Below are 25,341 nucleotides of genomic sequence, written 5' to 3' on the forward strand. Positions count from 1 at the left end.
CGTGGAAGTCAAGAATCGAAACGGCCGCACGGCGCAGTTCTTACGATTCCCGATTCCCGACTCCGCATTCCCGGCGGCGATCAGCGCGCCAACGGAAACAAGCCAAACAACAACCCGCCGCCCAGCATCAGTAGCGAGATCAGCACTGCCCACTTCAGCGTGAAGCGTTGGTGGTCGGCGAAGTCGACCTTGGCCAGGCCCACCAGCAGGTAGGTCGAGGGCACCAGGGGACTGAGCAGATGCACCGGCTGGCCGGCCAGCGAGGCGCGCGCCATTTCCACCGGGGTGATGCCGTAGTGGCCGGCCGCTTCGGACAGGATCGGCAGCACGCCGAAATAGAACGCGTCGTTGGACATGAAAAATGTAAACGGCATGCTGACGATGCCCGTGATCACCGCAAGGTATGGGCCCCAGCTGTCGGGAATGATGGCGAGAAAACTGCGCGACATCGCTTCGACCATGCCGGTGTTGGACAGAATGCCGGTGAAGATGCCCGCGGCAAAGATCAGCGACACCACCGACAACACATTGCCGGCGTGGTTGACCAGACGGCGGCGCTGCTCGGCCAGATTCGGGTAGTTGATCATCAGCGCCAGCGCGAAGCCGATCATGAACAACACCGGCATCGGCATCACGCCCACCACCAGTGCGCCCATCAAGGCCAGGGTCAGCACCAGGTTCACCCACAGCAGCTTGGGACGCTTCATGTCCTCGGTGTCTTCCACGCGCGGCAGGGCGTCGTTGTCGTCGGGAATGCTGGTGTCCAGCCAGTTGCCGTCGGCCGGCAGGCGCACCACGCCCAGGCGGCGGCGCTCGCGCATGCCCAGGTACCATGCCAGCGCGATGATGCCGGCAATCGCCAGCAGCATCGCCGGCACCAGCGGCACGAACACATCGGCCGGATCCACATGCAAGGCGGTGGCGGCGCGTGCGGTCGGGCCGCCCCACGGGGTCAGGTTCATCACGCCGCTGGCCAGGATGGTGACGCAGGTGAGGTTGAGCGCGTTCATGCCCAGGCGCTGGTACAGCGGCAGCATTGCCGACACGGCAATCATGTAGGTGGTGGAGCCGTCGCCATCGAGCGAGATCAGCATCGCCAGGATCGCGGTGCCCATGACGATCTTCAGCGGGTCGCCCTTGACCAGCCGCAGGATGCGCCCGACCAGCGGATCGAACAGGCCGGCATCAATCATCACCCCGAAGTAGAGGATGGCGAACATCAGCATCACGCCGGTGGGCGCGATCTTCTTGATGCCCTCGAGCATCATGTCGTTGATGCCGGTGCCGAAGCCGCCCAGCAACGCGAACACGATCGGCACCGTGATCAGAGCCACCAGCGGCGACAGCCGCTTGCTCATGATCAGGTACATGAAGGTGATCACCATTCCGAAACCGAGCGCGGTCAGCATGCGGGCAAATCCTTTGAGGCGTACAGCAGGGGGAGAGTGGAGCACAGCGCCGCGCAGGGCATGCAGCGATGACGAGGCAGGCGTACGGATGCGGCTGCGCGCATGGCACGCAGCGCAAACAAGGCATTGCGCTTGGAAGTACCGACCTTGCGGCGCGTTGCACCAACGCGCACGCACGACCTGCGCACTTCAATCTTGCCGAGTGCCGGCGCACTGCAGCGACGCATCAGAAGTCGTATTGAAAGCGGCCGGTCACTGCCATCGTGTGGTCGACTAATGCATCGGCGATGCGGTTCCGATTGTGGCTGTCGATCACGTTGAGCATCACGCGCAGATTCGGCTTGAAATACCAGTTGCCGCCCAGCGTCCACGATTGCGTGCTGGCATTGATGAAGTCCGGTTGCCCGTCCAGATGCTGGTCGCCACGCATGTAGTCGTAACGCAATGCCAGCTCGAACGCACCGGATGGGCGATTGGGCGTGGCGATACGGCTGAAACGGCCGGTCTTACGGTCGTAACCGCGCGACTCGCCGGTCACGAACCAGCTGACCAGCCCGTAGCTGGCCAGCACCTTGGCTTGCTGCCCGCCATCGTCGAGCAGGCCGCCACTGAATTCGCTCTGCCACGACCATGGACCGAGCACTTCGGCATATTCCAGCGACCACTTATCGAAATCGGTATCGCGACCATCGGCAAACCGCGCCAGCGTGATGCGGCTGTTGTTGGCCAGATCGTTTTCCGGGCGTGGGCGGATCAGCAGCGGTGAGGCGCCGCCACTGCCGGGATGCGAATAGCGTTCGTGCGCCAGCGAGATGCCGAGGTGACGCAGGCGCGCCTCGCCCATTTCCGGTGCGTAGGTCAGGCGCGTGCCGAGCGCACCTCCCTTTGTCGACGAATTGTCGATGCTTTCCAGGCTATAGGCGGACGTGGACCAGGTCGCGTCCGGGCGATTGGCCTGCCACGAAATGGCCTTGCGGTAGATCGGCGCCAGCGTGGTCGAGGCGTAGCCGCGTTCCAGAAACGGGCCGTAGTTCGAACCGGTACGATCGTCGAGCGAGAAGTACTGCTTGAACTGGCCAACGGTCAAGGTGCCGGCGGAAAATTTCTTGGCGATGTAGACATCGCGCGCCAGGATGCCGCGGCTGCCGGCTTCGTACTGCAGGCCGGCAAACTCGGCCTCGGCCTTGTAGTTGAACCCGTAGAACTTGCCGGCAACATCCAGCCAGATGCGGCGGAACTGGGTGTCGTTGCGCTCGGGCGCACCACGGTCGTCGTTGTTGAATACGGTGAAGTCCCAATGCACACGCCCGCCCAATTCGGCAGTGACCGGACCGGCTTCGTCGGCTGCATGCGCGGCCGGTGCCAGGCAAATCGCCGCACAGGCGCTCAATGCACGCAGACGCAAAGTGTTGTTGCTCACAGACCCTCCCAGGTACATGCGTGAATCACGTTCAGCGATGCACCGCAAAAACCGCCGCGGCGCGTTGGCAGCAGCCTAGTCCCGGGAAGCTGTCATGGACCTGTCGTTGGGGCGGGAATGGGGAATCGGGAATCGGGAATCGCAAGAGCGGGATTGCGGCAGCGGAATTGTCGAGGCGTAGAAGCTTTTGTTCGCCTGGCCTGTTACCTTCCGGCCGCGGCCCATCGCCGTTCCGATTCCCCATTCTCGATTCCCCATTCATGCGCCTGCTCCTAGTCGAAGACAACGCCGATCTCGCCGATGCCATCGTGCGGCGCATGCGCCGTAGCGGGCATGCGGTGGATTGGCAGGCCGATGGATTGGCGGCGGCCAGCGTGTTGCGGTATCAGAGTTTCGATCTGGTGGTGCTGGATATCGGGCTGCCCAAGCTCGACGGATTGCGGGTGTTGGCCGGGATGCGCGAACGTGGCGATACCACGCCGGTGTTGATGCTGACCGCACGCGATGGCATCGAAGACCGTGTGCAGGCGCTGGATGTCGGTGCGGACGATTATCTGGGCAAGCCATTCGACTTTCGCGAGTTCGAGGCGCGTTGTCGCGTACTGCTGCGGCGGAATCGCGGCCAAGCGTGCGAGGTGGTACAGATCGGTGGCTTCGTGTTCGACAACGCCGCGCATACGCTGGTGCTGGACGGCGTGCCGATCGAGTTACCCAATCGCGAATATCGCCTGTTCGAAATCCTGATCGGCCGGCTCGGGCAGGTGGTCGGCAAGGACGAGATCGGCAACGGCTTGTTCGGGTTCGACGATGACGCCGGCCCCAATGCGATCGAGCTGTACGTCGGGCGGCTGCGGCGCAAACTGGCCGCAGCGCCATTGCGCATCGTGACCGTGCGCGGCGCCGGCTACAAACTGGAGGAAGCCGACCCGCATGCGCCGGTGGAGCCGGGCGTCGATGGCTGAACCGTTGACGGTAGCGCCGTCGATCCGGCGCACCTTGCTGCTGTATCTGGGCAGCCTGTCGCTGTTGGGCGCCGTGGTGCTGTTCTTTGCCGCGCGCGATTATGGCGCGCGCGCGGCCAATCGGTCTTACGATCATCTGCTGGTGTCATCGGCCTTGTCGATCATCGACAGCGTGGCGCTGGTCGGTGGCGATTGGCAGGTGGATCTGCCGTATGCCTCGCTGGATCTGCTCGGCATGGCACCGGAAGACCGCGTGTTCTATCGCGTCTTCGATGCACAGGGGCGCACCATTACCGGTGAAGACACGCTGCCGCTGCCGCCGCGCTCGCCCCGCGACGAGCAGCCACTGTTGTTCGATGCGCAGTACAGCGGCGAGCCGGTACGCTTTGTGGTGGTGATGCACCGGGTGGCCTCGGCCTCCGAACAGGGCGAGGTGCGCGTGCAGGTCGGCCAGACCCGGCGCGCGCGCGATGCGGTGGCGCGCGACGTGATACTCAACGCGTTGGTCGCGATCGGGGTGCTGTCGCTGCTGGCGCTGGGCTTGGTGTGGCTGGGTGTGTACCGCGCGTTGCGGCCATTGCAGCGGATCGAACGCGATCTGTCGCGGCGCGAGCCATCCGACCTCAAGCCCTTGAGTGTGCCAGCGCCGCAGGAAATGCAGCTGATGGTGGCTGCGCTCAACCGCTTCATGGCGCGGCTGTCGTCCAGCAATGAAACCCTGCGCGCGTTCATGGCCGAAGCCGCGCACCAGATGCGCACGCCGCTGGCCGCGTTGCGTGCGCAGGCGCAGCTGTCCATGGACGACGACGACCCGCGCGAGATGCAACGCAGCCTGGTGGCGATCGAGCGCAACGCCAGCCATATGAGCCGGCTGCTCAACCAGTTGCTCAGCGATGCCAGCGTGATCCATCGCTCGAACCTGCAGCGGTTTGCCACGGTGAATCTGGCCGAGCTACTGCACCAGGCGCTGCACGAAGCCTTGCCGCGCAGCGAGGGCGCACCGCGCGTGCAACTGGCTATCGACCCGCAACCTGCACTGCTGCAAGGCGATGCCTTGCTGCTGCGCGAAGCGCTCAAGAACCTGATCGACAATGCCTGCAAATACGGCGGTGGCGCGCCGCTACAGGTGGCCCTGACCAGCGACGGCCACCATCACGTGGTGACCATTGCCGATCACGGCCCCGGCATTCCGGCTGCCGAAGCCGAGCGCGTGTTCGAGCGTTTCGTGCGCGGGCCGGACGCGCCGGCCGGCGGCGCCGGGCTGGGGTTGGCCATCGTCAAGCGTGTGGTGGAAGCGCACGGCGGGAGTGTCGACCTGACCAATCGCATCGGCGGCGGCTTGATTGCCTCGCTGCATTTTCCCGGAGGAACCGCGTGATGCGGCGGATGTGGATGCTGGTGTTCCTGCTGGCTTATGGCCTCGCCTGTGCCGCCCCCGGCGATGTGCGCCGATTTCCTGCGCAGGGCCCGGTACGTGTGCAGTTGCGCGTGCAGGGCTCCACCGATCTGGAAGTGTTCGGCGCAGTCATCCAGGATTACCAACGCCTGCATCCGGGCACCGAGGTGATCTATGAGGACGTCATTGCCTGGGACATCTACGACCGGTATCTGCACCCAGGCCATGGCGCATCCGCTGCAGACATGCTGATCAGCGCCAGTATGGATCTGCAGACCAAGCTGGTGAACGATGGTCACGCGCTGGCGCATCGCTCCGCACAAACCGAAGCATTGCCTGCGTGGGCGCAATGGCGTCATGAAGTCTTCGGCATCAGTTACGAGCCGGTGGCCATCGTCTACAACACGCGCAAGCTGGATGCCGCGCGCGTACCGCGCACACGTCGGCAACTGCTGGCCCTGTTGCGCGAGCCGGATGCGCCATTGCGCGGCAAGGTAGGAACCTACGATGTCGAACGCAGCGGTGTGGGCTATTTGTTCGCCACCCAGGACGGCCAGGTGGGCAGCATCGCCGGTGCGCTGCTGGCGGCGCTGGGGGCCAACCGGGTGGCGCTGGAAGAGCGCACCGGTACCTTGCTCGACCGCGTCAGCCGTGGCGAGTTGTTGCTGGCCTACAACGTACTCGGCTCCTATGCGCAGGCCCGCATCGACGCGGGCGCGCCGCTGGGCATCGTGCAGCCCCAGGACTACACGCTGGTGGCGTTGCGCACTGCGGTGATTCCCAAAACGGCGCCGCACGCAGCGGAGGCGCGCAGATTTCTCGACTATCTGCTCTCGCCGCGCGGCCAGCAGGTCCTCTCGCGCGAAGCGCGGCTGATGCCCATCCTGCCGGCCGCCGGCGGCCGCGGCGGTCCGGCGCAGCCGCCGTTCCGCCCGATCCCACTCGGCCCCGGCCTGCTGGTGTATCTGGACAAGCTCAAACGCCGCCAGTTTCTGGACGCCTGGCGTGCGAGCACGCAGCCGCCGCGCTAGGGCAGGCCATCGGCGGCGGCCCTGTGCCAGACTTGGCGGATGGCCGATCTCACCATTCTCGTCGCCGACGACCACCCGCTCTTCCGCGCCGCCGTGATCCACGTGCTGCAGCAGACCCTGCCGCAGGCCAACGTGGTGGAAGCCTCCAGCGCCGCCACCTTGAGCGCGATGCTGCGTTCGCACCCGCAGGCCGAGCTGGTGCTGCTGGATCTGGCCATGCCCGGCGCACGGGGTTTTTCGGCGCTGTTGCATGTGCGTGGCGAGCATCCGGACATCCCGGTGGTGGTGATCTCCTCCAACGATCATCCGCGGGTGATCCGGCGTGCGCAACAGTTCGGCGCGGCCGGTTTCATTCCCAAATCCACGCCGGCCGAATCGATCGGCACCGCGGTGGCGAGTGTTCTGGAGGGCGGTACCTGGTTCCCGCCGATGACCGCCGAGCGCTCGGAGGCCGATGCGCAACTGGCCTCCAAACTGGCCCAACTCACGCCGCAACAGTTTCGCGTATTGCTGAGCCTGGCCGACGGTCTGCTCAACAAGCAGATCGCGCACGAACTGGGCCTGGCCGAGAACACCGTCAAGGTGCACGTCACCGCGATCCTGAAAAAGCTCGACTGTTACAGCCGCACCCAGGCCGCGGTATTGGTCAAGGCGCTGGAGCCGGAAGGCGAGGGTTGATCCAGCGTTGAGCGATTGGCTGCTGCGCATTGGGGGCTGCAGCCCGCGCAATTCACAACGGATGCAAGGAGTGCGGCAGCGCCTGAAGCGCGGCGATCAACCCTGGCGAGCAGTCCTCTTCGTCGCTCTAAGCCGGCGGCTGTCGATAGAACGCCATGCCACCATGATGCAGCTCGTCGTCGGTGACGAAGCGACCATCGGCGGTAAATGCGGTGTCGTCCCAGTAATCGATGTGATTGCCGGTGATCTCGTAACGGCCCTGGTAGGCGCTTTGGCGTGCACCGCGGGCTTCGTCGTAGCGGCCGTTCGGCAGTAATTCCTGCCGGAGGCGTCCGTCGTCGGTGACCCACATGCCGAGATAGGAGTGTGCGTGCATGGGATGTCCTGGTTGCTGTGCCGACACTGTGGTGGCGGTCCTGGGTGACTGCGCGTTAGCGACCAACGGACAGGCGAGCGCCGAGCCGGCGCCCAGCGCCACCGCGATGGCGGCTTTCATCTGCCTGTCGCTCATTGGCTGGCCCTGCGTTGTCGCTCTGGCTGCGACCGCGCTGCAGCACGGCGTCGTAGGCGGGCAGGTCCAGAAACGCGTTGACCTCGACTGCCTTGCCATCGCGCATCCGCATGATCCATGCATAGCGATTGCGATAGCTGCTGCCATCCCGCAGCGTGGCCGCGTCCTCCCACTGCACGATGACGTGCTCGCCATCGGCCCAAATGCGTTGTTGTACCGGTCGCAATGGTGAGGCCAGGCGCTCGGTCAGCGGCCGTACCGCGGCGTCGACCAACACGTCGCGACCACGCAAGGTGCCTGCGCTCGGGCCGGAACCTCCGATGGTCCATACCACTTCGGGCGACAGCAGCGTCTCGAAGATGCCGCTGCCGCCGGCCTGCCACTGCGCAAAGGCCGCTTCGACGATACGCTTGTTGCAGACCTGCACCGGTTGTCCTGCACAGGTGTCTGCGGATGCAGCGTCATTCGATGCGGCGTCGGCGTTGCTAGCGCACGATGCGGCGACAAGCAGCGCTGCTGCCGCGATGGTCGATGGTCCTGTCATGTGTGCTTCGTGATGGTCAGGTGCGCAGCTGCACCTGATGGCTGCCGTAGATCAGCTGCTGCGCCATCGGCCTGCCGATGAAGCGTTCGGGGAAAATTGGCGGCACTGCGCTGACGGCATCCAGGCGTGCGATCTGGTCGTCGCTGAGCACGATGTCCAGCGCACCGAAATTGTCTTCGGCCTGCTGCAACGTGCGTGCGCCCATCACCGGCGACACCACGGCCGGGTTGCGCAAGGTCCAGGCCAGCGCCACTTGCGCGCGCGACGCGCCCAGTTCGTCGGCGACCGCACCGACCACCTCGGCGATCTCCAGCGCGCGCGCGTTGAGATGCCCGGTCGACGCGATCACGCCCTTGCGGCTGCTCGACACGTGTGCCGCATTGTCGTCGGAGAGATCGGCATGGCTGTAGTTGCCGGTCAGAATGCCGCCGCCCAGCGGCGACCACGGCAACACGCCCAGGCCGAGTTCGTGCGCCATCGGCAGCAGCTCATGTTCGACGCTGCGTTCGACCAGGCTGTACTCGATCTGCAGCGCCACCAACGGCGACCAGCCGCGCAGATCGGCCAGGGTCTGCAATTGCGCCACGCGCCAGGCCGGCGTATTGCAGATGCCCAGGTAGAGCGCCTTGCCCGATTGCACCAGGTGCTCCAGGCCGCGCATCACCTCGTCCGGAGCGGTGGTGAAATCCCAGGCGTGCAGGTACAGCAGATCGATCCGGTCGGTGGCCAGTTGCCGCAGGCTGGCTTCGACGGAGCGGACCAGGTTCAGGCGATGATTCCCGCCGGAATTGATGTTGCCCGCATCGCGCGCCATGGTGAATTTGGTGGCCAGCACGACGCATTCGCGACGGTGCTTGAGCAACTCGCCGAGGATGCGTTCGGAGCCGCCGTTGGTGTAGTTCACCGCTGTGTCGATGCAGTTGCCGCCGCGATCGGCATAGGCATCGAAGATGCGTTTGGCTTCGCCTGCGTCTGCGCCCCCGCCCCATGCGTCGCCCAAGGTCATGGTGCCCAGCGCCAGCGGCGAGACGCGCAGGCCGGAGCGGCCGAGCAGGCGATAGTGGTCCAGTGAGCGTGACTGATGCATGCGTGATGTCTCCCGGTGGTGGCGCGTTGCGCGTTGCCATGCACTGTGCCGCGGCGCGGGGAGCGAGCGTGAGCCTGGTGATCCGGCATCCTTGCCTGATCGTCCGAATGCACCAGGCGGCGCCAGTGCGCAAGGCAGTGCCTTGCATGTCGTGGTGCAGCGTCCGGCTGGAGCTGAGTGACGGCTCTTGCCAACGTGCACTGTGCGAGGCACTGGAATGCAGCGACTCACTCAGCGCAGCAGGCAAGCGTCTATGCTATGGCGACCGCCATCGCACACTGAAGCCGCGGCATCGTGACCATCAAATTCGACCTCAACGATCTGCAGGCATTCCGTGCCGTTGCCGAGAACGGTAGTTTTCGCCGGGCTGCCGAACGTATCCGCATCACGCAGCCGGCGCTCAGTCGCAGGATCGACAAGCTCGAGTCTGCGTTGAACGTCAAGCTTTTCGAGCGCACCACGCGCAAGGTCGCGCTTACCACCGTTGGCCAGGCGTTCATGCCGCAGGTCGAGCGCATGCTCGACGATCTGGATATGGCGCTGATGAGCATCGGCGATGCGGGATCCAGCAGGATGGGCACGGTGACCGTGGCGTGCGTGCCATCGGCGGCGTACTACTTCATGCCGCAGGCGATCCACGGGCTGCACCAGCTGTTTCCGAAGATCCGCATCAGGTTGTTCGACGGCAGCGCCAGCCACGTCAGTGCGGCGGTGGCCTCCGGCGAAGCGGATTTCGGTGTCAGCTTCAGTGGCAACCTGGCCCCGGAGGTCGAGTTCGAACCGTTGCTGCAGGAACGCTATGTGATTGCCTGTCGCCAGGACCATCCCCTGGCCGGGCGCACACAGGTCAGCTGGCAGGAAGCTTACGGGTACGACTACATCACGCTCGACAAGACATCGGGCAATCGGCTGGTGCTGGATCGGGCGCTGTCTGCATTCACGCCGGACAAGCCGAGCATCTGCGAGACCCGGCATGTGACCACGTTGCTGGGCTTGGTGGAGGCTGGTGTCGGCATTGCCGCCGTTCCGTCGATCGCGATGCCGTCCGGCCCGCATCCGGTGCTGGCGGCGGTATCGCTGGTCGACCCGGAGGTGGCGCGCAACGTGGGAATCCTCAAGCGTCGCGGACGCACGCTGGCACCGACCGCACTCGAACTGGCGGAATTGGTGCGACGGATGCCCGCACGCTCACGGTGAGACCGGATCCAGGCCGGTCTGGCGCGCAACCGCCTGCGCATCACCCGATTGCAGGTACGCAAGCAGACGCTTGGCCGCCTCGGGATGCTCTGCGTTGACCGGCACACCCGCCGCATAGCGCGTGATCGACTGCAGCGTTTCGGGAATCTTGCCGACAAACTCCACGCCTGCCACCGGCAGCAGTTCGGCCACCTGCTGAAAGCCGAGCTGATAGCTGCCGTCGGCCACCACCGAGCCCACCGGGATGCGTGGGATCTTCTTGCTCTTGGCCATCATCGGGCCTTCGATGTGCAACTGCTTGAACAGCGTGGTCTCGATGTAGACGCCGCTGGCGCTGTCCGAATAGGCAACCGAATCGGCGTGCAACAGCGCCTGCTTGAAGTGGTCGACGCTGTCGATCTTCGGTTTGGGTGCCCCGCTGCGCACCACCATGCCAATCCTGGAATCGGCCAGCTCCACCCGCGATGCCGGGTCTACCAGGCCTGCGTCGATCAGCTTCTGCAGCGCGCTACCCACCATGATCACCACATCGGCATGCTCGCCGCGTGCGAGCCGGTTGGGAATGGCTTGAGGCGTTTCGCCCATCGAAGGGCCGCGCAGCGTGGTGACCTTCACCCCGGCCTGCTTGCTGTATTGCGGCGCGAGACGCTCGAAGGCGGCAGTGAAACCGCCGGAGGTCATCACGGTCAACTCCTGCGCGCTTGCCGCTGTCGACAGCAGCGCGGTTGCGACAATCGCACCCAGCAATGTGTTCCACAGGGTCCGCATCATTTCGTGGCTCCCGCAGCCGCATCCAGGCTGTTCGCCGTCGCTACGTTGCCCTGGCGGCGATACAGAAACAGCGTCGCCACCAGCGCGCACACCGACGCGAACACCAGCCAATATCCCGGAGCCGCCTTGTCGCCGGTGACATGGATCAGCCAGGTGGAAATCACCGGCGTGAAACCGCCGAATACGGCGGTCGCCAGGCTGTAGGCGAGCGAGAATCCCGCTACCCGCACATGCGCCGGCATGCGTTCGGTCAGCGCGGGAATCATGGCGCCGTTGTAGATGCCGTAGATGAAGGACAGCCACAGCAGCGCCTGCAACATATGCGCAAAGCTCGGTGCGGCGGCCAGAAACGCGAGCACCGGATAGGCGGTCAGGATGCACACCACCGACATGGCCACCAGCAGCGGCTTGCGGCCGAACCGGTCGCTGAGCGCGCCGCCGATCGGGAGCCAAATGAAATTGGACACGCCTACCAGCAACGTCACAATCAATGCATCACCGGTACTGAGTTTGAGCACGCTCTTGCCGAAGGTCGGTGCGTAGACGGTGATCAGATAGAACGCGGTCGTCGTCAGCGCGACCATCAAGCCGCCGGCAATCACGATGCTGGCATTGTCCGCCAGCCCGCGCATCACCTGCTTCATCGTGACCCGCTGCCTGCGCTGCGCGAACTCCGCGGTCTCTTCCAGGCTTCGCCGCAGCAAGAAGATGAAAGGGATGATGACGCAACCGATGGCGAAGGGGATCCGCCAGCCCCATTGCGCCAGATCCTGCGGCGTCATGAGTTGGTTGAGCGCATACCCGATGGCGGCCGCAGCGACGATGGCGATCTGCTGGCTGGCCGATTGCCAACTGGCATAGAGGCCGCGCCGGCCCGGCGTCGCCATCTCGGCCAGATACACCGACACCCCGCCCATTTCGGCACCCGCCGAGAAGCCCTGCAGCAACCGCCCGAGCAGCACCAGCGCCGGCGCCCACAAACCGATGCTGGCATAGCCCGGCACCAGCACGATCAGCACCGTGCCGCTGGCCATGATCGCCAAGGTGACGATCAAGCCTTTGCGACGTCCGACATCGTCGATGTAGGCGCCCAGGATCACCGCACCCAGCGGCCGCATCAAAAAGCCTGCGCCAAACACGGCGAACGTCATCATCAGCGAAGCGAATTCGTTGCTCGCCGGGAAGAACGCCGCAGCGATCTGCGTTGCGTAGAAACCGAACAGGAAAAAGTCGAACTGCTCAAGGAAGTTGCCCGAGGTCACCCTCAGCACCATCCCGAGTTTCGACTGCCGCTTTGCCTCACTGCTGGAAGCCTGCATAGATCGCCCTCCACGATAGGTATGCATATACGTATACATCTGAGGCACCCGATTCTGGTGGAGATGGTCGATGTTGATAATTGCTGCTTTCTCATCGACTGATGCGTGTTGGGCATTAGTCGCGCTGCGATAGAGCTTGACGCTCAGTCGCTTTGCGACGACAGGCACGACGCAGACGCCGGCTGCGGCCGGCTGGCATGGGGGCGGTCTACGCGATGGCGGCAAGCGCCCGTGCTTGCTTGCGCTGGTCAACCGCTGCCGGTCTCGATCACCTGCGATACGTCACGCAACGCTGACAGCCGAGGGCCTATCCGCGCCGCATCAACATCTGCGTCACCAGCGCACGCAGGGCAGGCGGGCGGAGCGGTTTGGACAGCAATCCCCAGCCCAGTTCCAGCGCCTGCTCGCGCAGGGCGGGGTCGGGTTCTGCGGTGACCAGGATCACGCGCGGTTCGCGTTGCCAACGTTCCACCAGCTGCGGCAACAGCATGGGGCCGTAGTGCGCGCCCATGCGTACATCCAGCAGCAGCAATTCCGGGACCTCGTCGGCATTGGCAGCGCTCAATGCCTCATCCGGGCCGCCGGCAAAATCCACACGGCATTCCCAGCGTTCCAGCAGCGTGCGGGTGGCCTCGCACACCAGGGGTTCATCGTCCACGCACCACACCCGGCAGCCGTACAGGATGGGGTCGTTGCCGGTTTCGGCGGTACGGGCAGGCGCTGGCAGTTGCCGAGCGATGGCGGCACGTTCGCCCAGCGGCACAGTCACCGAAAAAACGCTGCCAGCGCCCAGGGTGGAATGCAGCCCGATGCGATGGCCGAGCAGGCGGCCGATGCGCTCGACGATGGCTAGGCCCAGCCCCGCACCGCGATCGTTGGCCACGCCGTCGTCCAGGCGGCGGAATTCTTCGAAGATTTCGTGCTGCAAGGCCTCGGGAATGCCTGGGCCCTGGTCGTGCACTTCGATACGCAGCCAGCCGCCGCGGCGACGGCAGCCGATCAGCACGCGCCCCCGCGGCGTGTAGCGGATGGCGTTGGAGAGAAAGTTCTGCAGGATGCGGCGCAGCAGGTTTTCATCGCTCAACACCACCGCCGAGGTGGGCACCGATTCCAGCACCAGCCCACGGTCTTCGGCCAGGATGCCGAATTCGCGCGCCAGGGTGTCCAGCAAGGGCGCCAGCGCAAAGTCGCGCACCTGGGTCTTCAGGCTGCCGGCTTCCAGGCGCGAGATGTCGAGCAAACTGTTGAGGATGGCGTCCTGCGCAGCCAGCGCACCGTCGATGTTGTCGACCACGCGCGCGCTGCCGGACTCGCGCACCTGTCCGCGCAGGACCGAGACGAACATGCGCGCGGCATTCAGCGGTTGCAGCAGGTCGTGCACCGCCGAGGCGACGAAGCGGGTCTTGTAGCGGTTGGCGCTTTCGGCCTCGCGCTTGGCCGCCGCCAGATCGCGGGTGCGCTCGGCCACGCGGTGTTCCAGCGCGTCGGCCAGCGAGCGCAGTTCGCGCGCGGCGTTCTTGTAGCTGGTGATGTCGGCGTAACTGGTGACGAAGCCGCCATCGGGCAGCGGGTTGCCGCGAATTTCCAGCACGGTGCCATCTTCTTTTTCGCTCTCGCGCATATGCGGTTTGCCGCTGCGCAAGTGATTCAGGCGCCGCTCGATCGCCGCTTCGATCGGCCCCGGCCCCAGCAGACCGCGGCGGGCGTTGAAGCGGAACAGGTCTTTGATCGGACGGCCGATCTTGAGCAGCTCCGGCGGGAAGCGGAACAGTTCCACGTAGCGCGAATTCCAGGCCACCAGGTTGAGCGCCTCGTCGATCACCACCACGCCTTGCGACAGATGTTCCAGGCTGCGGCTCAGGCCGGCATTGGCCTGCTGCGCGGCGGTGACCACGCCGTCCTGCGCGGTGCGCAGTTCTTCGGCGTGTTGCTGCAGCAGGGTTTCCAGTTCGTGTCGGCTGCGTTGGCGCAGCGCCGACAGCCGTCGCCGTTGCTGCACGAACAACCACAGCAAGGCCAACGCCAGCCATGCGCCGGCGGCGGCAATGGCCGCGGCGCGGCCGGCAGCGGCGCTGGCGCGGGTGTCGTGCAGCAAGTGCAGGCGCCAGCCGCTTTCGGGTATTTCCAGGGTCTGCCACAGCACCTGCGCGCCGAGCGGCGGGTCGCGGATGTCGGTCAGCAGACCGCCGTAGCCGGTCTGCTCGATCAGCCGGCGCCGCAGCGGCAGCAACTCCTGATCGGCGTACTGGCGGGTGCGCTGCAGTTCGCGGCGATCGCGGTCGCTGAGCGGGGCCAGTACGCGATAGCGCCATTCCGGTCGGCTGGCCAGAAACACCACATCGTGCGCGTCCGACGCCAGCACGATATCCGGGGTCTGCAGCCACTCGCGTTCCAGCGCGGCCAGCGCGATCTTGATCACCACCACGCCCTGCACCTTGCCGGCGCCGTCGACAATGGCCTGCGACAGGAAATAGCCTGGCTCGCTGGTGGTCATGCCGATGCCGTAGAAGCTGCCGCTGCCGGTGGCCAGCGCCTGCTGGTAATACGGGCGAAAGGCGTAATCCACGCCGACGTTGCTGCGCGGCGCCTGCCAGTTGCTGGACGCCAGTGCCACGCCATCGCGGTTGATCAAGGTCAGCGTGGACGACTGGGTGACATTGTTGGCGCGTTCGAGTTTGCGATTGAGCGCATCCACCTGTGTCGGTGACAGCGGGCCGGACACGGCCGCGCGCAGCTCCGGGTCCAACGCCAGGATCTGCGGCAACGTGCGATAGCGGTCGATACGCTGCTGCAGCGCCTGCGCGTACAGACGCAGCTGTCGGCGCACGGTGGCGCTTTCATCGTGCAGCGCGTTTTGTTCGACGAAGTGCCCGGCCGCGACCATGGCCACCACCATGCCACCCAGCACCATGGACAGGGTGAGCAGCAGGCGGCGGCGTTGCGATGCGTACATGCCGCAAGTATGGCGGTCTGCTGCCGGATCGCGCAGCCATCGCTTTCAGGCAGCGCACAAACCGGCTGCGCTGCCGCCAGGCGGGCGTGGCCGGTGCTCGGTGCAGCATGTGCCACGCGCATACTGCGGTTACTCGCGCCGCCCGTACCCACCTTGCGACTGCTCGCTACGCAGCGTTGGCCGCTCTTCCCGCGCGATGGGCAAGCGCCTAAAACGACAACGGCCGCATCCGTGATGGATGCGGCCGTGTTCAATGCCTGTTGCAGGACGCGGTGCCGGCGGCGCATCGGCGACCGGTACGCGGCCGGCATCGCTGCAGTTGGCGCCTGATCGCTGTGCCGGCGCGCTGCAGAGCCTCAAGGCTGCTTAGAACTGCACCTGCGCACGCAATTCCATCACGTGCGGGGTTACATGCACGCCGTTGCGCGAGGAATCGACCCAGCTGTAGTTGGCCTGGAACTTGAAGTGGCTGGTGAGGTACCAGTTGGCGCCGATGGTGGTGTCGTGCTGACGGCCGCCGTGGACGTTGTTGTCTTCCAGGTTCAGGCGGCTGTAGCGGGCGGTCAGCTCGACCGCACCGTAGTCGTGCGCCGGCTTGATGTTGCCCGGGACGCCACCGGTATAGCTGCGCGACTCGCCGGTCAGCGACCAGGTGCCGTACACGTACTGGCCCTGGGCGATGAAGTGCGGCTGGCCGGCATTACGCGCCACTTCGGCACGCAGCGCTTCGCTCTGCAGCGAGAACGGGCCGTGGATCCACAGCGCTTCCACGCCGGTGCGGATCACGTGGTCCACATCGAGAATGGTGCCGGTGTCGATCAGGCGCACGTCGGTCAGGCCGGCTTCCGGGCGGGCACGCAGACGCACGCGCGGGCTGAAGGACACCCCGCGGCCGTCGCTGAAACCACGCGGGTTCTCCACCGAACCGGCAATGCCCAGATGCAGCACGTCGCCTTCGGCCTTGAACGGGGTCCATGCGGCATGCACGGCCTGGGTGGTGCCCGGGTTGTCGCCCTGCAGATCCTGGCCGCCGTACGCGCCGGCCTGCAGCAGGTACTGCTGACGTTCCAGGGTCCATTCCACGCCGGTCCGACGGCCCTGGAACACCGCCTGCACCGGCAGGCCCAGTTCCATGAAGCTGCCCGCACGCGAGCTCTGCACCGCTTCCAGACCCACCGGCACCTTCATGTAGCCCAGCCGCACGCGGCCGTAGTCCTGGCCCAGCAGCGCCTTGGTCTCGAAGCGGTAGAACACGTCCAGCCACAGCTTGGCTTCGAAGTCGAAATACACCATGGCGTCGTAGACGCCCTTCTTCTTGATGGTGGCGCCGAATTCCTTGCGGCGGAAATCGTTGCGGTCTTCCAGGCGATCGTCGCCGGAGAAGTTGTTGTCGTCGTAGGCGTAGTTGCCGGTCAGGCCCAACTCGGTGCCATCACCGAAGGTGTACTTGGTCGGCCAGTTTTCGATCGAGGTGGCTGCATTGGCAGCGGTGGGGACGATGGCAGCGGCCACCGCCAGGACAAGTAGATTCAGGCGCATAGGTATGGTCTTCGGCAATGAGAAGGGGCCGGGCGTCCTGCCCTGGCGGTCGCAATGACTGTCTTCAGCAAGCGCGCAGGGTCCGGACGACGGCAGCACAGAAACGGTGTCTGCGTTAAACGCAATTAACGGCCGGCAGCGGCGCCGCTGAAGTGTAAGCCGACGTTCAGCCGTTGGACATGGAGTAGTACCAATGGGCTATCGGCCACGGCTGTGACGTACGGCCAGAATGCGTGCAACGGGTACCTGCTCAGGCACCCCCTCTCGTCCCCCGGAGTGGTGTCATGCACATCAGTAAGCCTGCCGGCCCCCTGCCGGCGTCCGTTCCCTTCTACCGCCAGTTGTATTTCCAGGTGGTGGTGGCGATCGTTCTGGGTGCCCTGCTGGGCCATTTCGAACCCGCCTTCGCCGAAAGCCTCAAGCCGCTGGGCGATGCCTTCATCAAACTGGTGAAGATGATCATCGCCCCGGTGATCTTCCTGACCATCGTCACCGGCATCGCCGGCATGACCCACCTCAAGACGGTGGGTCGGGTGTTCGGCAAGGCGATGGCCTACTTCCTGTTCTTCTCCACCCTGGCCCTGGTGGTCGGTCTGGTGGTGGCGCACGTGGTGCAGCCCGGCGCCGGCATGAACATCAATCCGGCCGATCTGGATCAGAGCGCGGTCAAGAGCTATGTCGAGAAGTCGCACGACCTGACCCTGGTCGGCTTCCTGATGGACATCATTCCCAACTCGCTGATCGGCGCTTTCACCGGCGACCAGGTGGTCAACGGCAAGCTGACCGGGCCGAACATCCTGCAGGTGCTGTTCGTGGCGGTGTTGTTCGGTGTGTCGCTGGCGCTGGTGGGCGAACGCGGCAAGCCGGTGCTGAACCTGCTGGAAGCGCTGATCGCGCCAGTGTTCAAGCTGGTGCACATCTTGATGCGTGCCGCACCGATCGGTGCCTTCGGTGCGATCGCCTTCACCATCGGCAAATACGGCGTCGAGTCGCTGGTCAACCTTGCCTGGCTGGTGGGCTCGTTTTACCTGACCTCGTTGCTGTTCGTGCTGGTGATCCTGGGCGTGGTGTGTCGGCTGTGCGGGTTTTCGGTGCTCAAGCTCATTCGCTATTTGAAGGCCGAATTGCTGCTGGTGCTGGGCACGTCTTCGTCGGAGTCGGCGCTGCCGTCGCTGATGGAGAAGATGGAGAAGGCCGGCTGCGAGAAGTCGGTGGTGGGCCTGGTGGTCCCGACCGGTTATTCGTTCAACCTGGACGGCACCAACATCTACATGACCCTGGCCGCGCTGTTCATCGCCCAGGCGACCAATACCGAGCTGACCCTGGGCCACCAGATCGCACTGCTGGCGGTGGCCATGCTCAGCTCCAAGGGCGCTGCGGGCGTGACCGGTGCCGGCTTCATCACCCTGGCCGCGACGCTGGCCGTGGTGCCGGAAGTGCCGGTGGCCGGCATGGCGCTGATCCTGGGCGTGGACCGTTTCATGAGCGAATGCCGCTCGCTGACCAACTTCATCGGCAATGCGGTCGCCACCGTCGTGGTCTCGCGCTGGGAAAATGCGTTGGACCGCGACCGCCTCAAGCTGGTCCTGGACGGTGGCGAACCGCCGCTGCTGGCCCCGGTCGGCCAACCCGGCGTGGCACCTGCCAGCCTGCGTTGATGCTTCCTGCGGCCCTGTCTTCCGTCGGTGTTGCCGGCGGGATGCAGGGCCGTTCTGCATTGCGCTGCACGCCGGCTGCGCCGCCCGTCGCGCTGCAGCATGCGATCTTCCCTGCCGCGCTGACAGCTGCGCGACAGGCCCTTGTTCAGGCAGGAGGGTAGAATTCAGCCCTTCTGCGCCCTTGAGACCCACACAGCCGATGTCCACCGACGACTTCAAACAGGCCGCCCTCGACTATCACCGTCAGCAGCCGGCCGGCAAGATCAGGGTCACCGCGACCAAGCCGATGCTGACCCAGCGCGATCTGTCGCTGGCGTATTCGCCGGGCGTGGCCTTCGCCTGCGAGGCGATCGTCGAAGAACCCACCCAGGCCAGCGAGCTCACCGCGCGCGGTAATCTGGTGGCGGTCATCACCAACGGCACCGCGGTGCTGGGCCTGGGCAACATCGGTCCGCTGGCCTCCAAGCCGGTGATGGAAGGCAAGGGCGTGCTGTTCCAGAAGTTCGCCGGCATCGACGTGTTCGATATCGAAATCAACGAGAACGACCCGGACAAGCTGGTGGACATCATCGCCAGCCTGGAGCCGACCTTCGGCGGCATCAATCTGGAAGACATCAAGGCGCCTGAGTGCTTCATCGTCGAGCGCAAGCTGCGCGAGCGCATGAACATCCCGGTGTTCCATGACGACCAGCACGGCACCGCGATCATCGTCGGCGCGGCAGTGCTCAATGCGCTGGTGGTCACCGGCAAGAAGATCGAAGAGGTCAAGCTGGCCACCACCGGCATGGGCGCGGCGGGCATTTCCTGCGTCAACATGCTGGTCTCGCTTGGCCTGAAGCCGGAGAACATCCTGGCCCTGGACCGCGACGGGGTGATCCACACCGGCCGTACCGATCTGGACCCGGACAAGCAGCGCTACGCGCGCGACACAGACAAGCGCACCCTGGCCGAAATCGTCGAAGGCGCCGACATCTTCCTGGGCCTGTCGGCCGCCGGCATCCTCAAGCCGGAAATGGTCGCCACGATGGCGCGCCAGCCGGTGATCTTCGCGCTGGCCAATCCCAACCCGGAAATCACCCCGGAAACGGCCAAGGCGGTGCGTCCGGATTGCATCATCGGCACCGGCCGGTCGGACTATCCGAACCAGATCAACAACGTGCTGTGCTTTCCGTACTTGTTCCGCGGCGCGCTGGACGTGGGCGCCACCGGCATCAACGAGGAAATGAAGATCGCCTGCGTCAAGGCGATCGCGGCGATGGCGCGGCGCGAGGCCTCCGACCTGGGCGCGGCCTATGGAGGCGAAACCCCGAGTTTCGGCCCGGACTACCTGATTCCGCGTCCGCTGGACCCGCGTCTGCTGGTAGAGCTTTCTTCGGCCGTTGCGCAGGCGGCGATGGATTCGGGCGTGGCCACGCGCCCCATCACCGACATGGAGGCCTACCGCGACAAGCTCGGCCAGTTCGTCTACCGCACCAGCCTGATGATGAAGCCGGTCTACGACCGCGCCCGCGCCGACAAGCAGCGCGTGGTGTATGCCGAAGGCGAAGAAGAAGTGGTGCTGCGCGCGGTGCAGAGCGTGGTCGACGAAGGCCTGGCGTTCCCGATCCTGATCGGCCGCCCGGACGTCATCGAAACGCGTATCGAACGCATGGGCCTGCGCCTGACCGCCGGTGTGGATTTCGAGATCACCAACATTCTCGACGACCCCCGCTTCAACGATTACTGGCAGTACTACCATGCGCTCACCGAGCGCCGCGGCGTAACCGTGACCGCGGCCAAGGAGCTGATGCGCTCGCGTCCGACCCTGATCGCGGCGGTGATGGTGGCGCGCGGCGAAGCCGATGCGATGCTGTCCGGCGTGGTGGGGCGCTTCCACAAGAAGCTGGGCTACGCCCGCAGCGTGATTCCGCTGGAACCGCGCGTGAGTTCCACCTCGGCAATGACGGGCGTGATCAACCAGCTGGGCGTGTTCTTCTTCCTGGATACCCACGTGCAGGAAGACCCCACCGTCGAACAGGTGGTCGAAGCCACGTTGCAGGCCGCCTATCGCCTCAAGCTGTTCGGCATCGAGCCCAATATCGCGCTGTTGTCGCACTCCAACTTCGGCAGCCACGACTCGCGCGACGCGCTGAAGATGCGCCAGGTGCGCGAGGCGCTGCTCAAGCGCAAGCCCGAGCTCAACATCGACGGCGAAATGCAGGGCGACACCGCCTGGGACGAAGCGCTGCGCAAGCAGATCATGCCCAACAGCACGCTCAAGGGCCGCGCCAACCTGTTCGTGCTGCCGAACCTGGAAGCGGCCAACATCGCCTACAACTTGGTACGCGTGTTCACCGACGGCGTGGCGATCGGCCCGATCCTGATGGGCATCTCCAAGCCGGTGCACATCCTCACCACCAGCGCCACCTCGCGCCGGGTGATGAACATGACCGCCATCGCTGCGGTGGATGCGCAGATCCGCAGGCAGCGCGATGCGGAGAAAGCGGCAGCTGAAAAGGGTAACGAGTGAGTTGATGCGGTAACGATTGGATTGTGCTGGCGAGCATTCGATCAACAGCGTGGTGGTTGATCGAAGTGCCGGCAGTCGGCCGACAACGCGCCGGTTGCTCGACGTGTTGGTAGTCGGTTGACACGGGGCAGTTGATGCGAAGTAGCACGCACTCGATCGACAAGGAGCAGTTTGATCCGGAGTAGCACCCACTCGATCAACAGGGCACTGCGGGCGCTTCGAGAACCGTGCTGCAACGTAAGAACCGCGTTGCCACCAGCCATCGAGCAGCGCAGCCCCCAGTGCGTAGTCACGGCCTGAAAGCCCCTCTCCCCCGGGAGAGGGGTGAGGGGTGAGGGTACGGTGCACACTCAGCAGCGAATCAGCGTAGCGACCCCGAAGCGACGATCAACAACGCAAGCGACAACGCTCGCGCTCCGTCATCAATCAACGCGATCGCACCAACAAGCGTCCCGCTCACCGTGCATCCGGCGCAGCCACTAACAGCTCGATTTCCGCCAATTGCATGCGCGCAGGCAGCGTCAGCCGCAGCCGATACTCCGCATACGCGCCAGGCGTCGCAATCCGAAACGGGCGCGTCTGCAACGGCCACTGAAAACGTTCGTCGCTGCGCCGATCGACAACACGCCACGCGCCGCCTGTGCTGCGTGCTTCCAGCGTCCAGCCAGTGGCAGCAATCGCCGCACTGCCATTGGTCAACGTATACAGCGTCGCCGTGCCAGGTTCCAGTTCACTCAGCATCAATGTCGCCCCGGCTGACACCGTGCAATGCAACGCCATGCCGGTCGCGCGCCGCGCTGGCATAAACGCGTGTGCCGTCGTCCAGCAGCAGGTCCAGCGAGACATACGTGGATGCCACAGCGTCGTTGCCGACACTTTCCGGCAAGACCATCCACGACAGCGTTGTCTGCATATCGATCAGAAGATCGGGAGTAAACAACGTGCACCGCCCAGCCGCACCGCTGCTCGCGTAACGCAATGCATGCGCTCCGCTGTAGCCGGCGTTTGGCTTGGCCGCATACGGCGCTGCGGGGCCGGCGCCGATGGCAACCCGCACGGCAGTGTTCGTCACCCGCATCGGCACCGGCTCGCCGCCCTCGAAACCGCTCGCGAAGTGCGTGGCTGCCATGGCCAGCAACGCGCAGAGCAACGGCGATGGCGCGCGCCAGACCACGCGGGTACAGCAGGACAACAGGCAAGGTCACCGGGTGGCGTCTCCTTGGGCACACGTCGCGGCACGTGTGTTGGGCCGATGTTGCGCCCGGTGCGGTTCACTTCGCCGCCGATTGGCAAACGCTGACTCCCGATCATAGGCGGCATGCGCGGTACGGTGTCGTTGCGCCGCAGCGCCGCCGATGGGCGTGCGCTGCATATCGCTGCATCCACAGCGGCCTCGGCGATTGGATTGGCAACCGTTGCAACTATCGCCCACACGGCCCGGCGCTGTCCGGTCAATGGGCTGATCACCACGCAGGCTGTTAGAATCCGCGCTCTGCCTTTGCCTTCCGATCGCACCGCCATGAGCCAGACCGCCACCGCGCCCGCCAATGCCGAAAAGCGTTACACCGTGCACCGCGGCGACCTGCCGCTGAGCTGCCCGACGCCCGCGATGGCGCTGTGGAACTCGCATCCGCGCGTGTACCTGCCGATCGAGGACGAGCCCAACTGCGAAGCCAAGTGCCCGTATTGCGGCGCGCTATTCGTCCTCGCCGACTGATCCTGGCCGGATGCACCGCCTGACCGTGGTGCAACTGCTGCCGGCGCTGCAGTCCGGCGGCGTCGAGCGCTCCACGCTGGAAATCGCCGCCGCGCTGGTGCGCGCCGGTCATCGCGCTGTGGTCGTGTCGGCTGGTGGGCGCTTGGTCCAGCCGCTGCTGGATGCCGGCGGTGAACATCTGACCTTGGATATCGGCCGCAAATCGCTGCTGACGTTGCGGCATGTGGTCGGCCTGCGCCGCTTGTTTGCCGAACGCGGGGCCGACATCGTGCATGCGCGTTCGCGGCTGCCGGCCTGGCTGGGCTGGTACGCGCTGCGCGCGATGCCAGAGGCGACGCGGCCGCGCTTCGTCACCACCGTGCACGGGCTTAATTCGCCCAGTCGCTACAGCGCGGTGATGACCTATGGCGAGCGGGTGGTTTGCGTGTCGCAGACGGTCCGCGATTACGTGTGCACGCACTACCCGCAGACCGATCCGACCCGCCTGCGCACCATTCCGCGCGGGGTGGACATCGCGCAGTTTCCGCGCCGGCTGCAGCCCGACCGCCGCGCACGGGCGTGGGTGCAGACACTGCTGCCTGGTCTCCTCGACGACGCGCCGCTGCTGCTGCTGCCGGGCCGTGGCACGCGCCTGAAGGGGCACGTGGACGGTCTGCAACTGCTCGCCGAGGTCCGTGCGGCCGGTGTCCCGGCGTTCTTGTGGTTGCCCGGTGCGCGCGAGCCAGGGCGCGAGGCTTATGTGCGCGAGCTGGAAGCCGACGCCGCGAGGCTGGGCGTGGCCGACGCAGTCGCCTTCACCGAGCCCACTGCCCGCATTGCCGAGGCGTATGCCGCCAGCAACCTGGTGCTGCAGCTCTCGCGCAAGCCGGAGGCATTCGGACGCACGGTGGTCGAAGCCCTGGCCATTGGGCGGCCGGTGCTGGGCTGGGCGCACGGCGGCGTCGGCGAATTGCTGGCCGAGTTGCAGCCTGGCGGCGCGGTGGCACCCTTCGATGCCCAGGCGCTGCGCACGCAGGCGCTGGCCTTGCTGCAGCAGGCGCCGACACCGCTCGCGGTACTCCCCTATACGTTGCAGGCCATGCAAACGGCCACCTTGAAGGTTTATGACGAACTCCGCCGCTGAGGTCCTTCCGAAGGCACCCGTGTTGACGCCCGATGCCGGCCGCTGGGCGCCGCTGTGGGTGATTCTGTTCGTGGCGCTATGGCCCACGCCCGGCCTGGCCGAAACCGTGCTCTCGCTGGGCGCTTTGTTCGCGGCCTACAGCTTGCTGCACGCGCGCTTTCGCGGCGGTACGCGGCTGCTCAGCGGCGCCGCGTGGGCGCTGACGAGCGTATTGTTCCTGGCCTACTGGTTGCCGCAGATGCTGTCGGCCTTCGACGCGGTGGATGCCGGTCGCGCACTACGCAAATCGGCCACCGATCTGCGCTATCTGCCTTTCATGTGGTTATGCGCCATCGCCGTGGCCAATGCGCAGCGTCGTCGTCGCACCTTCACGGGGCTGGCGGTGATCGCCGGGGTCTGGGCGCTGGACGCGCTGTTGCAGGCCGCGTTCGGCACCAGTCCGTTGTTCTTCGGCATCGATCAGATCAAACAGTTGATCAGCGGCCATGGCCTGTGCACGGCCCAAGAACTGGCGCTGGTGGACCGACTGAGCGGCGTGCTGGGCCCCTGCAATCTGAAATTCGGGCAGACCCTGGCCAGCCTGTCGCCGTTCCTGTTGCTGGCGCTGGGGCGGCGCACTGCCTGGGCCTGGGCCGGCGCTGCGGCGGCGGTCGGCATCGTGCTGGTCTTGGCAGGTTCGCGCGCATCGTGGATCACTTACGCGCTGATCGTGTTGCTGTCCGGTTGGCAACGGCTGGGCGGGCGTCGCGTGCTGGCCGTGGCAGCGGTTGGCGCCTTGTTGGCCGCGGCGGTGGTGGCGGTGGCGCCACAGGCGCGCGAGCGCATCCAGCGCACGACGCTTGCATTCGGCAATGGCGAACAAGGCGTGGATCAGGCCTTGTCCGGGCGTGCCCAGATCTGGGGCGCGGCGCTGTGCATGATCCGAGAGCATCCGCTCAACGGCGTGGGCGCGCGCGGGTTCCGGCAGGCCTATCCGGCCTGCAATCCGGCACCCGATCAGGCGCCGGCGTGGGGCGACGGGCCGGCCTTCCATGCGCATCAGATCGTGCTCGAAATCCTGGCCGAAACCGGCGTGATCGGCTTGCTGCTGTGGCTGGCCGGCGCGGCGCAGGCATGGCGCGCGTGGCGCTACTCAAGCGAGGCGGCGCGCGAGCAGGCGCGTCCGGCAATGATTGCGCTGGTGGCCACGGTATTCCCCATCAACACGCATCTGGCGTTTTATTCCAGCTTCTGGGGCGGCCTGAGCCTGATGCTGGCGGGGCTGTATGCCGGCGCCTTGCTCAACGACGATGTCGGGCCGCTACTGCCAAAGCCATCGCAGACAAGACCCAGCAAGGCAGCGTAAGCAGAGAACCGAACAGGCAAAACAACAGCAGTTCGTAGGTGGATATCGCTGCGGCGTTAAAAGCGGATATTCAGTTCGCTCGGGCACCGGCGGCAGCTACCTGCGCAGCGGCTGGGTGTAATGCCGATGGCGTGTTGCGGGTCGCCGCAACCACCAGCACCTAGAAGATCCG

General features: G+C 65.5%; 19 protein-coding genes, 1 other RNA gene and 2 pseudogenes. 11 read left to right on the top strand and 11 right to left on the bottom strand.

Features of this window, described 5'->3' with window-relative positions:
- Window positions 1-80 precede the first annotated feature (80 nt).
- Both XBLMG947_RS02905 and XBLMG947_RS02915 read right to left on the bottom strand, forming a co-directional pair.
- Entirely contained in the window at window positions 81-1,409 is a 1,329-nt protein-coding gene (locus tag XBLMG947_RS02905) for a CitMHS family transporter (RefSeq protein ID WP_065466299.1), read from the bottom strand.
- A gap of 226 nt (window positions 1,410-1,635) precedes the next feature.
- Window positions 1,636-2,829: an OprO/OprP family phosphate-selective porin gene (locus tag XBLMG947_RS02915; RefSeq protein WP_065466301.1), complete on the bottom strand. Its 1,194-nt coding sequence runs from the start codon at window positions 2,827-2,829 to the stop codon at window positions 1,636-1,638.
- A 260-nt stretch (window positions 2,830-3,089) separates the two neighbouring features.
- Here XBLMG947_RS02915 and XBLMG947_RS02920 point away from each other — a divergent pair, with 260 nt between their 5' ends.
- From XBLMG947_RS02920 to XBLMG947_RS02935, 4 genes are read left to right on the top strand one after another with little or no spacing between them, the layout of a single operon-like run.
- Entirely contained in the window at window positions 3,090-3,791 is a 702-nt protein-coding gene (locus XBLMG947_RS02920; protein ID WP_065466302.1) for a response regulator transcription factor, read from the top strand.
- A complete protein-coding gene (locus tag XBLMG947_RS02925; protein ID WP_065466303.1) occupies window positions 3,784-5,169 on the top strand; it encodes a sensor histidine kinase in 1,386 nt (461 codons plus the stop codon). The genes XBLMG947_RS02920 and XBLMG947_RS02925 overlap by 8 nt, the downstream gene beginning before the upstream one ends.
- Complete coding sequence (locus XBLMG947_RS02930; protein ID WP_065466304.1) at window positions 5,169-6,218, top strand: ABC transporter substrate-binding protein; 1,050 nt, start codon at window positions 5,169-5,171, stop codon at window positions 6,216-6,218. The genes XBLMG947_RS02925 and XBLMG947_RS02930 overlap by 1 nt, the downstream gene beginning before the upstream one ends.
- Before the next feature lie 39 nt (window positions 6,219-6,257).
- The gene (locus XBLMG947_RS02935) at window positions 6,258-6,896 is read left to right on the top strand and encodes a response regulator (RefSeq protein ID WP_003483405.1); all 639 of its coding nucleotides are present in this window, start codon (window positions 6,258-6,260) and stop codon (window positions 6,894-6,896) included.
- A 127-nt stretch (window positions 6,897-7,023) separates the two neighbouring features.
- Here XBLMG947_RS02935 and XBLMG947_RS02940 read toward each other — a convergent pair whose 3' ends face one another.
- The 3 genes and pseudogenes from XBLMG947_RS02940 to XBLMG947_RS02950 all read right to left on the bottom strand — a co-directional run bounded on the left by XBLMG947_RS02940 (window position 7,024) and on the right by XBLMG947_RS02950 (window position 9,038).
- The gene (locus XBLMG947_RS02940) at window positions 7,024-7,392 is read right to left on the bottom strand and encodes an Atu4866 domain-containing protein (RefSeq protein WP_065466305.1); all 369 of its coding nucleotides are present in this window, start codon (window positions 7,390-7,392) and stop codon (window positions 7,024-7,026) included.
- A gap of 37 nt (window positions 7,393-7,429) precedes the next feature.
- A pseudogene (locus tag XBLMG947_RS02945) lies at window positions 7,430-7,951 on the bottom strand (nuclear transport factor 2 family protein); the annotation flags it as partial.
- Between the two features lie 16 nt (window positions 7,952-7,967).
- On the bottom strand, window positions 7,968-9,038 hold the full coding sequence (locus tag XBLMG947_RS02950; protein WP_065466306.1) for an aldo/keto reductase: 1,071 nt from the start codon (window positions 9,036-9,038) through the stop codon (window positions 7,968-7,970).
- Window positions 9,039-9,332: 294 nt separating this feature from the next.
- Between XBLMG947_RS02950 and XBLMG947_RS02955 the strand changes: the two genes are divergently transcribed.
- Complete coding sequence (locus XBLMG947_RS02955; protein WP_065466307.1) at window positions 9,333-10,235, top strand: LysR family transcriptional regulator; 903 nt, start codon at window positions 9,333-9,335, stop codon at window positions 10,233-10,235.
- On the opposite strand, the gene XBLMG947_RS02960 is transcribed toward XBLMG947_RS02955, so the two are convergent.
- The 3 genes from XBLMG947_RS02960 to XBLMG947_RS02970 all read right to left on the bottom strand — a co-directional run bounded on the left by XBLMG947_RS02960 (window position 10,227) and on the right by XBLMG947_RS02970 (window position 15,278).
- Window positions 10,227-10,994: a substrate-binding domain-containing protein gene (locus XBLMG947_RS02960; protein WP_181093063.1), complete on the bottom strand. Its 768-nt coding sequence runs from the start codon at window positions 10,992-10,994 to the stop codon at window positions 10,227-10,229. The two genes, XBLMG947_RS02955 and XBLMG947_RS02960, sit on opposite strands and share 9 nt — an antisense overlap.
- An 8-nt stretch (window positions 10,995-11,002) precedes the next feature.
- Entirely contained in the window at window positions 11,003-12,352 is a 1,350-nt protein-coding gene (gene tcuC / locus XBLMG947_RS02965; RefSeq protein ID WP_065466309.1) for an MFS transporter, read from the bottom strand.
- Between the two features lie 280 nt (window positions 12,353-12,632).
- Window positions 12,633-15,278: a hybrid sensor histidine kinase/response regulator gene (locus tag XBLMG947_RS02970; protein ID WP_065466310.1), complete on the bottom strand. Its 2,646-nt coding sequence runs from the start codon at window positions 15,276-15,278 to the stop codon at window positions 12,633-12,635.
- Between the two features lie 107 nt (window positions 15,279-15,385).
- On the opposite strand from XBLMG947_RS02970, the gene XBLMG947_RS02975 reads away from it, so the two are divergent.
- Window positions 15,386-15,460, top strand: a non-coding RNA gene (locus XBLMG947_RS02975) — sX9 sRNA.
- A gap of 184 nt (window positions 15,461-15,644) precedes the next feature.
- Here the strand turns inward: XBLMG947_RS02975 and XBLMG947_RS02980 are convergent.
- On the bottom strand, window positions 15,645-16,817 hold the full coding sequence (locus XBLMG947_RS02980; RefSeq protein ID WP_065466311.1) for an OprO/OprP family phosphate-selective porin: 1,173 nt from the start codon (window positions 16,815-16,817) through the stop codon (window positions 15,645-15,647).
- A 284-nt stretch (window positions 16,818-17,101) separates the two neighbouring features.
- Between XBLMG947_RS02980 and XBLMG947_RS02985 the strand changes: the two genes are divergently transcribed.
- Window positions 17,102-18,475: a dicarboxylate/amino acid:cation symporter gene (locus XBLMG947_RS02985; protein ID WP_065466312.1), complete on the top strand. Its 1,374-nt coding sequence runs from the start codon at window positions 17,102-17,104 to the stop codon at window positions 18,473-18,475.
- A 199-nt stretch (window positions 18,476-18,674) separates the two neighbouring features.
- A complete protein-coding gene (locus tag XBLMG947_RS02990) occupies window positions 18,675-20,984 on the top strand; it encodes an NADP-dependent malic enzyme (protein WP_065466313.1) in 2,310 nt (769 codons plus the stop codon).
- 456 nt (window positions 20,985-21,440) lie between these two features.
- On the opposite strand, the gene XBLMG947_RS02995 is transcribed toward XBLMG947_RS02990, so the two are convergent.
- Window positions 21,441-21,725 (bottom strand): hypothetical protein, encoded by a 285-nt coding sequence (locus XBLMG947_RS02995; RefSeq protein ID WP_065466314.1) that lies wholly within the window; start codon window positions 21,723-21,725, stop codon window positions 21,441-21,443.
- 4 nt (window positions 21,726-21,729) lie between these two features.
- Window positions 21,730-22,189: pseudogene (locus XBLMG947_RS03000) on the bottom strand (glycoside hydrolase family 92 protein); the annotation flags it as partial.
- Between the two features lie 314 nt (window positions 22,190-22,503).
- Here XBLMG947_RS03000 and XBLMG947_RS03005 point away from each other — a divergent pair.
- Genes XBLMG947_RS03005 through XBLMG947_RS03015 form a run of 3 tightly spaced genes read left to right on the top strand, consistent with a single transcriptional unit; the run spans window position 22,504 to window position 25,169 of the window.
- The gene (locus XBLMG947_RS03005; RefSeq protein ID WP_011038440.1) at window positions 22,504-22,701 is read left to right on the top strand and encodes a zinc-finger domain-containing protein; all 198 of its coding nucleotides are present in this window, start codon (window positions 22,504-22,506) and stop codon (window positions 22,699-22,701) included.
- 10 nt (window positions 22,702-22,711) lie between these two features.
- On the top strand, window positions 22,712-23,824 hold the full coding sequence (locus XBLMG947_RS03010; RefSeq protein ID WP_065466316.1) for a glycosyltransferase: 1,113 nt from the start codon (window positions 22,712-22,714) through the stop codon (window positions 23,822-23,824).
- Entirely contained in the window at window positions 23,805-25,169 is a 1,365-nt protein-coding gene (locus tag XBLMG947_RS03015) for an O-antigen ligase family protein (protein ID WP_065466317.1), read from the top strand. The genes XBLMG947_RS03010 and XBLMG947_RS03015 overlap by 20 nt, the downstream gene beginning before the upstream one ends.
- The last annotated feature ends 172 nt before the right edge of the window (window positions 25,170-25,341 follow it).

The organism is Xanthomonas bromi, assembly GCF_900092025.1.
GTDB lineage: Bacteria > Pseudomonadota > Gammaproteobacteria > Xanthomonadales > Xanthomonadaceae > Xanthomonas > Xanthomonas bromi.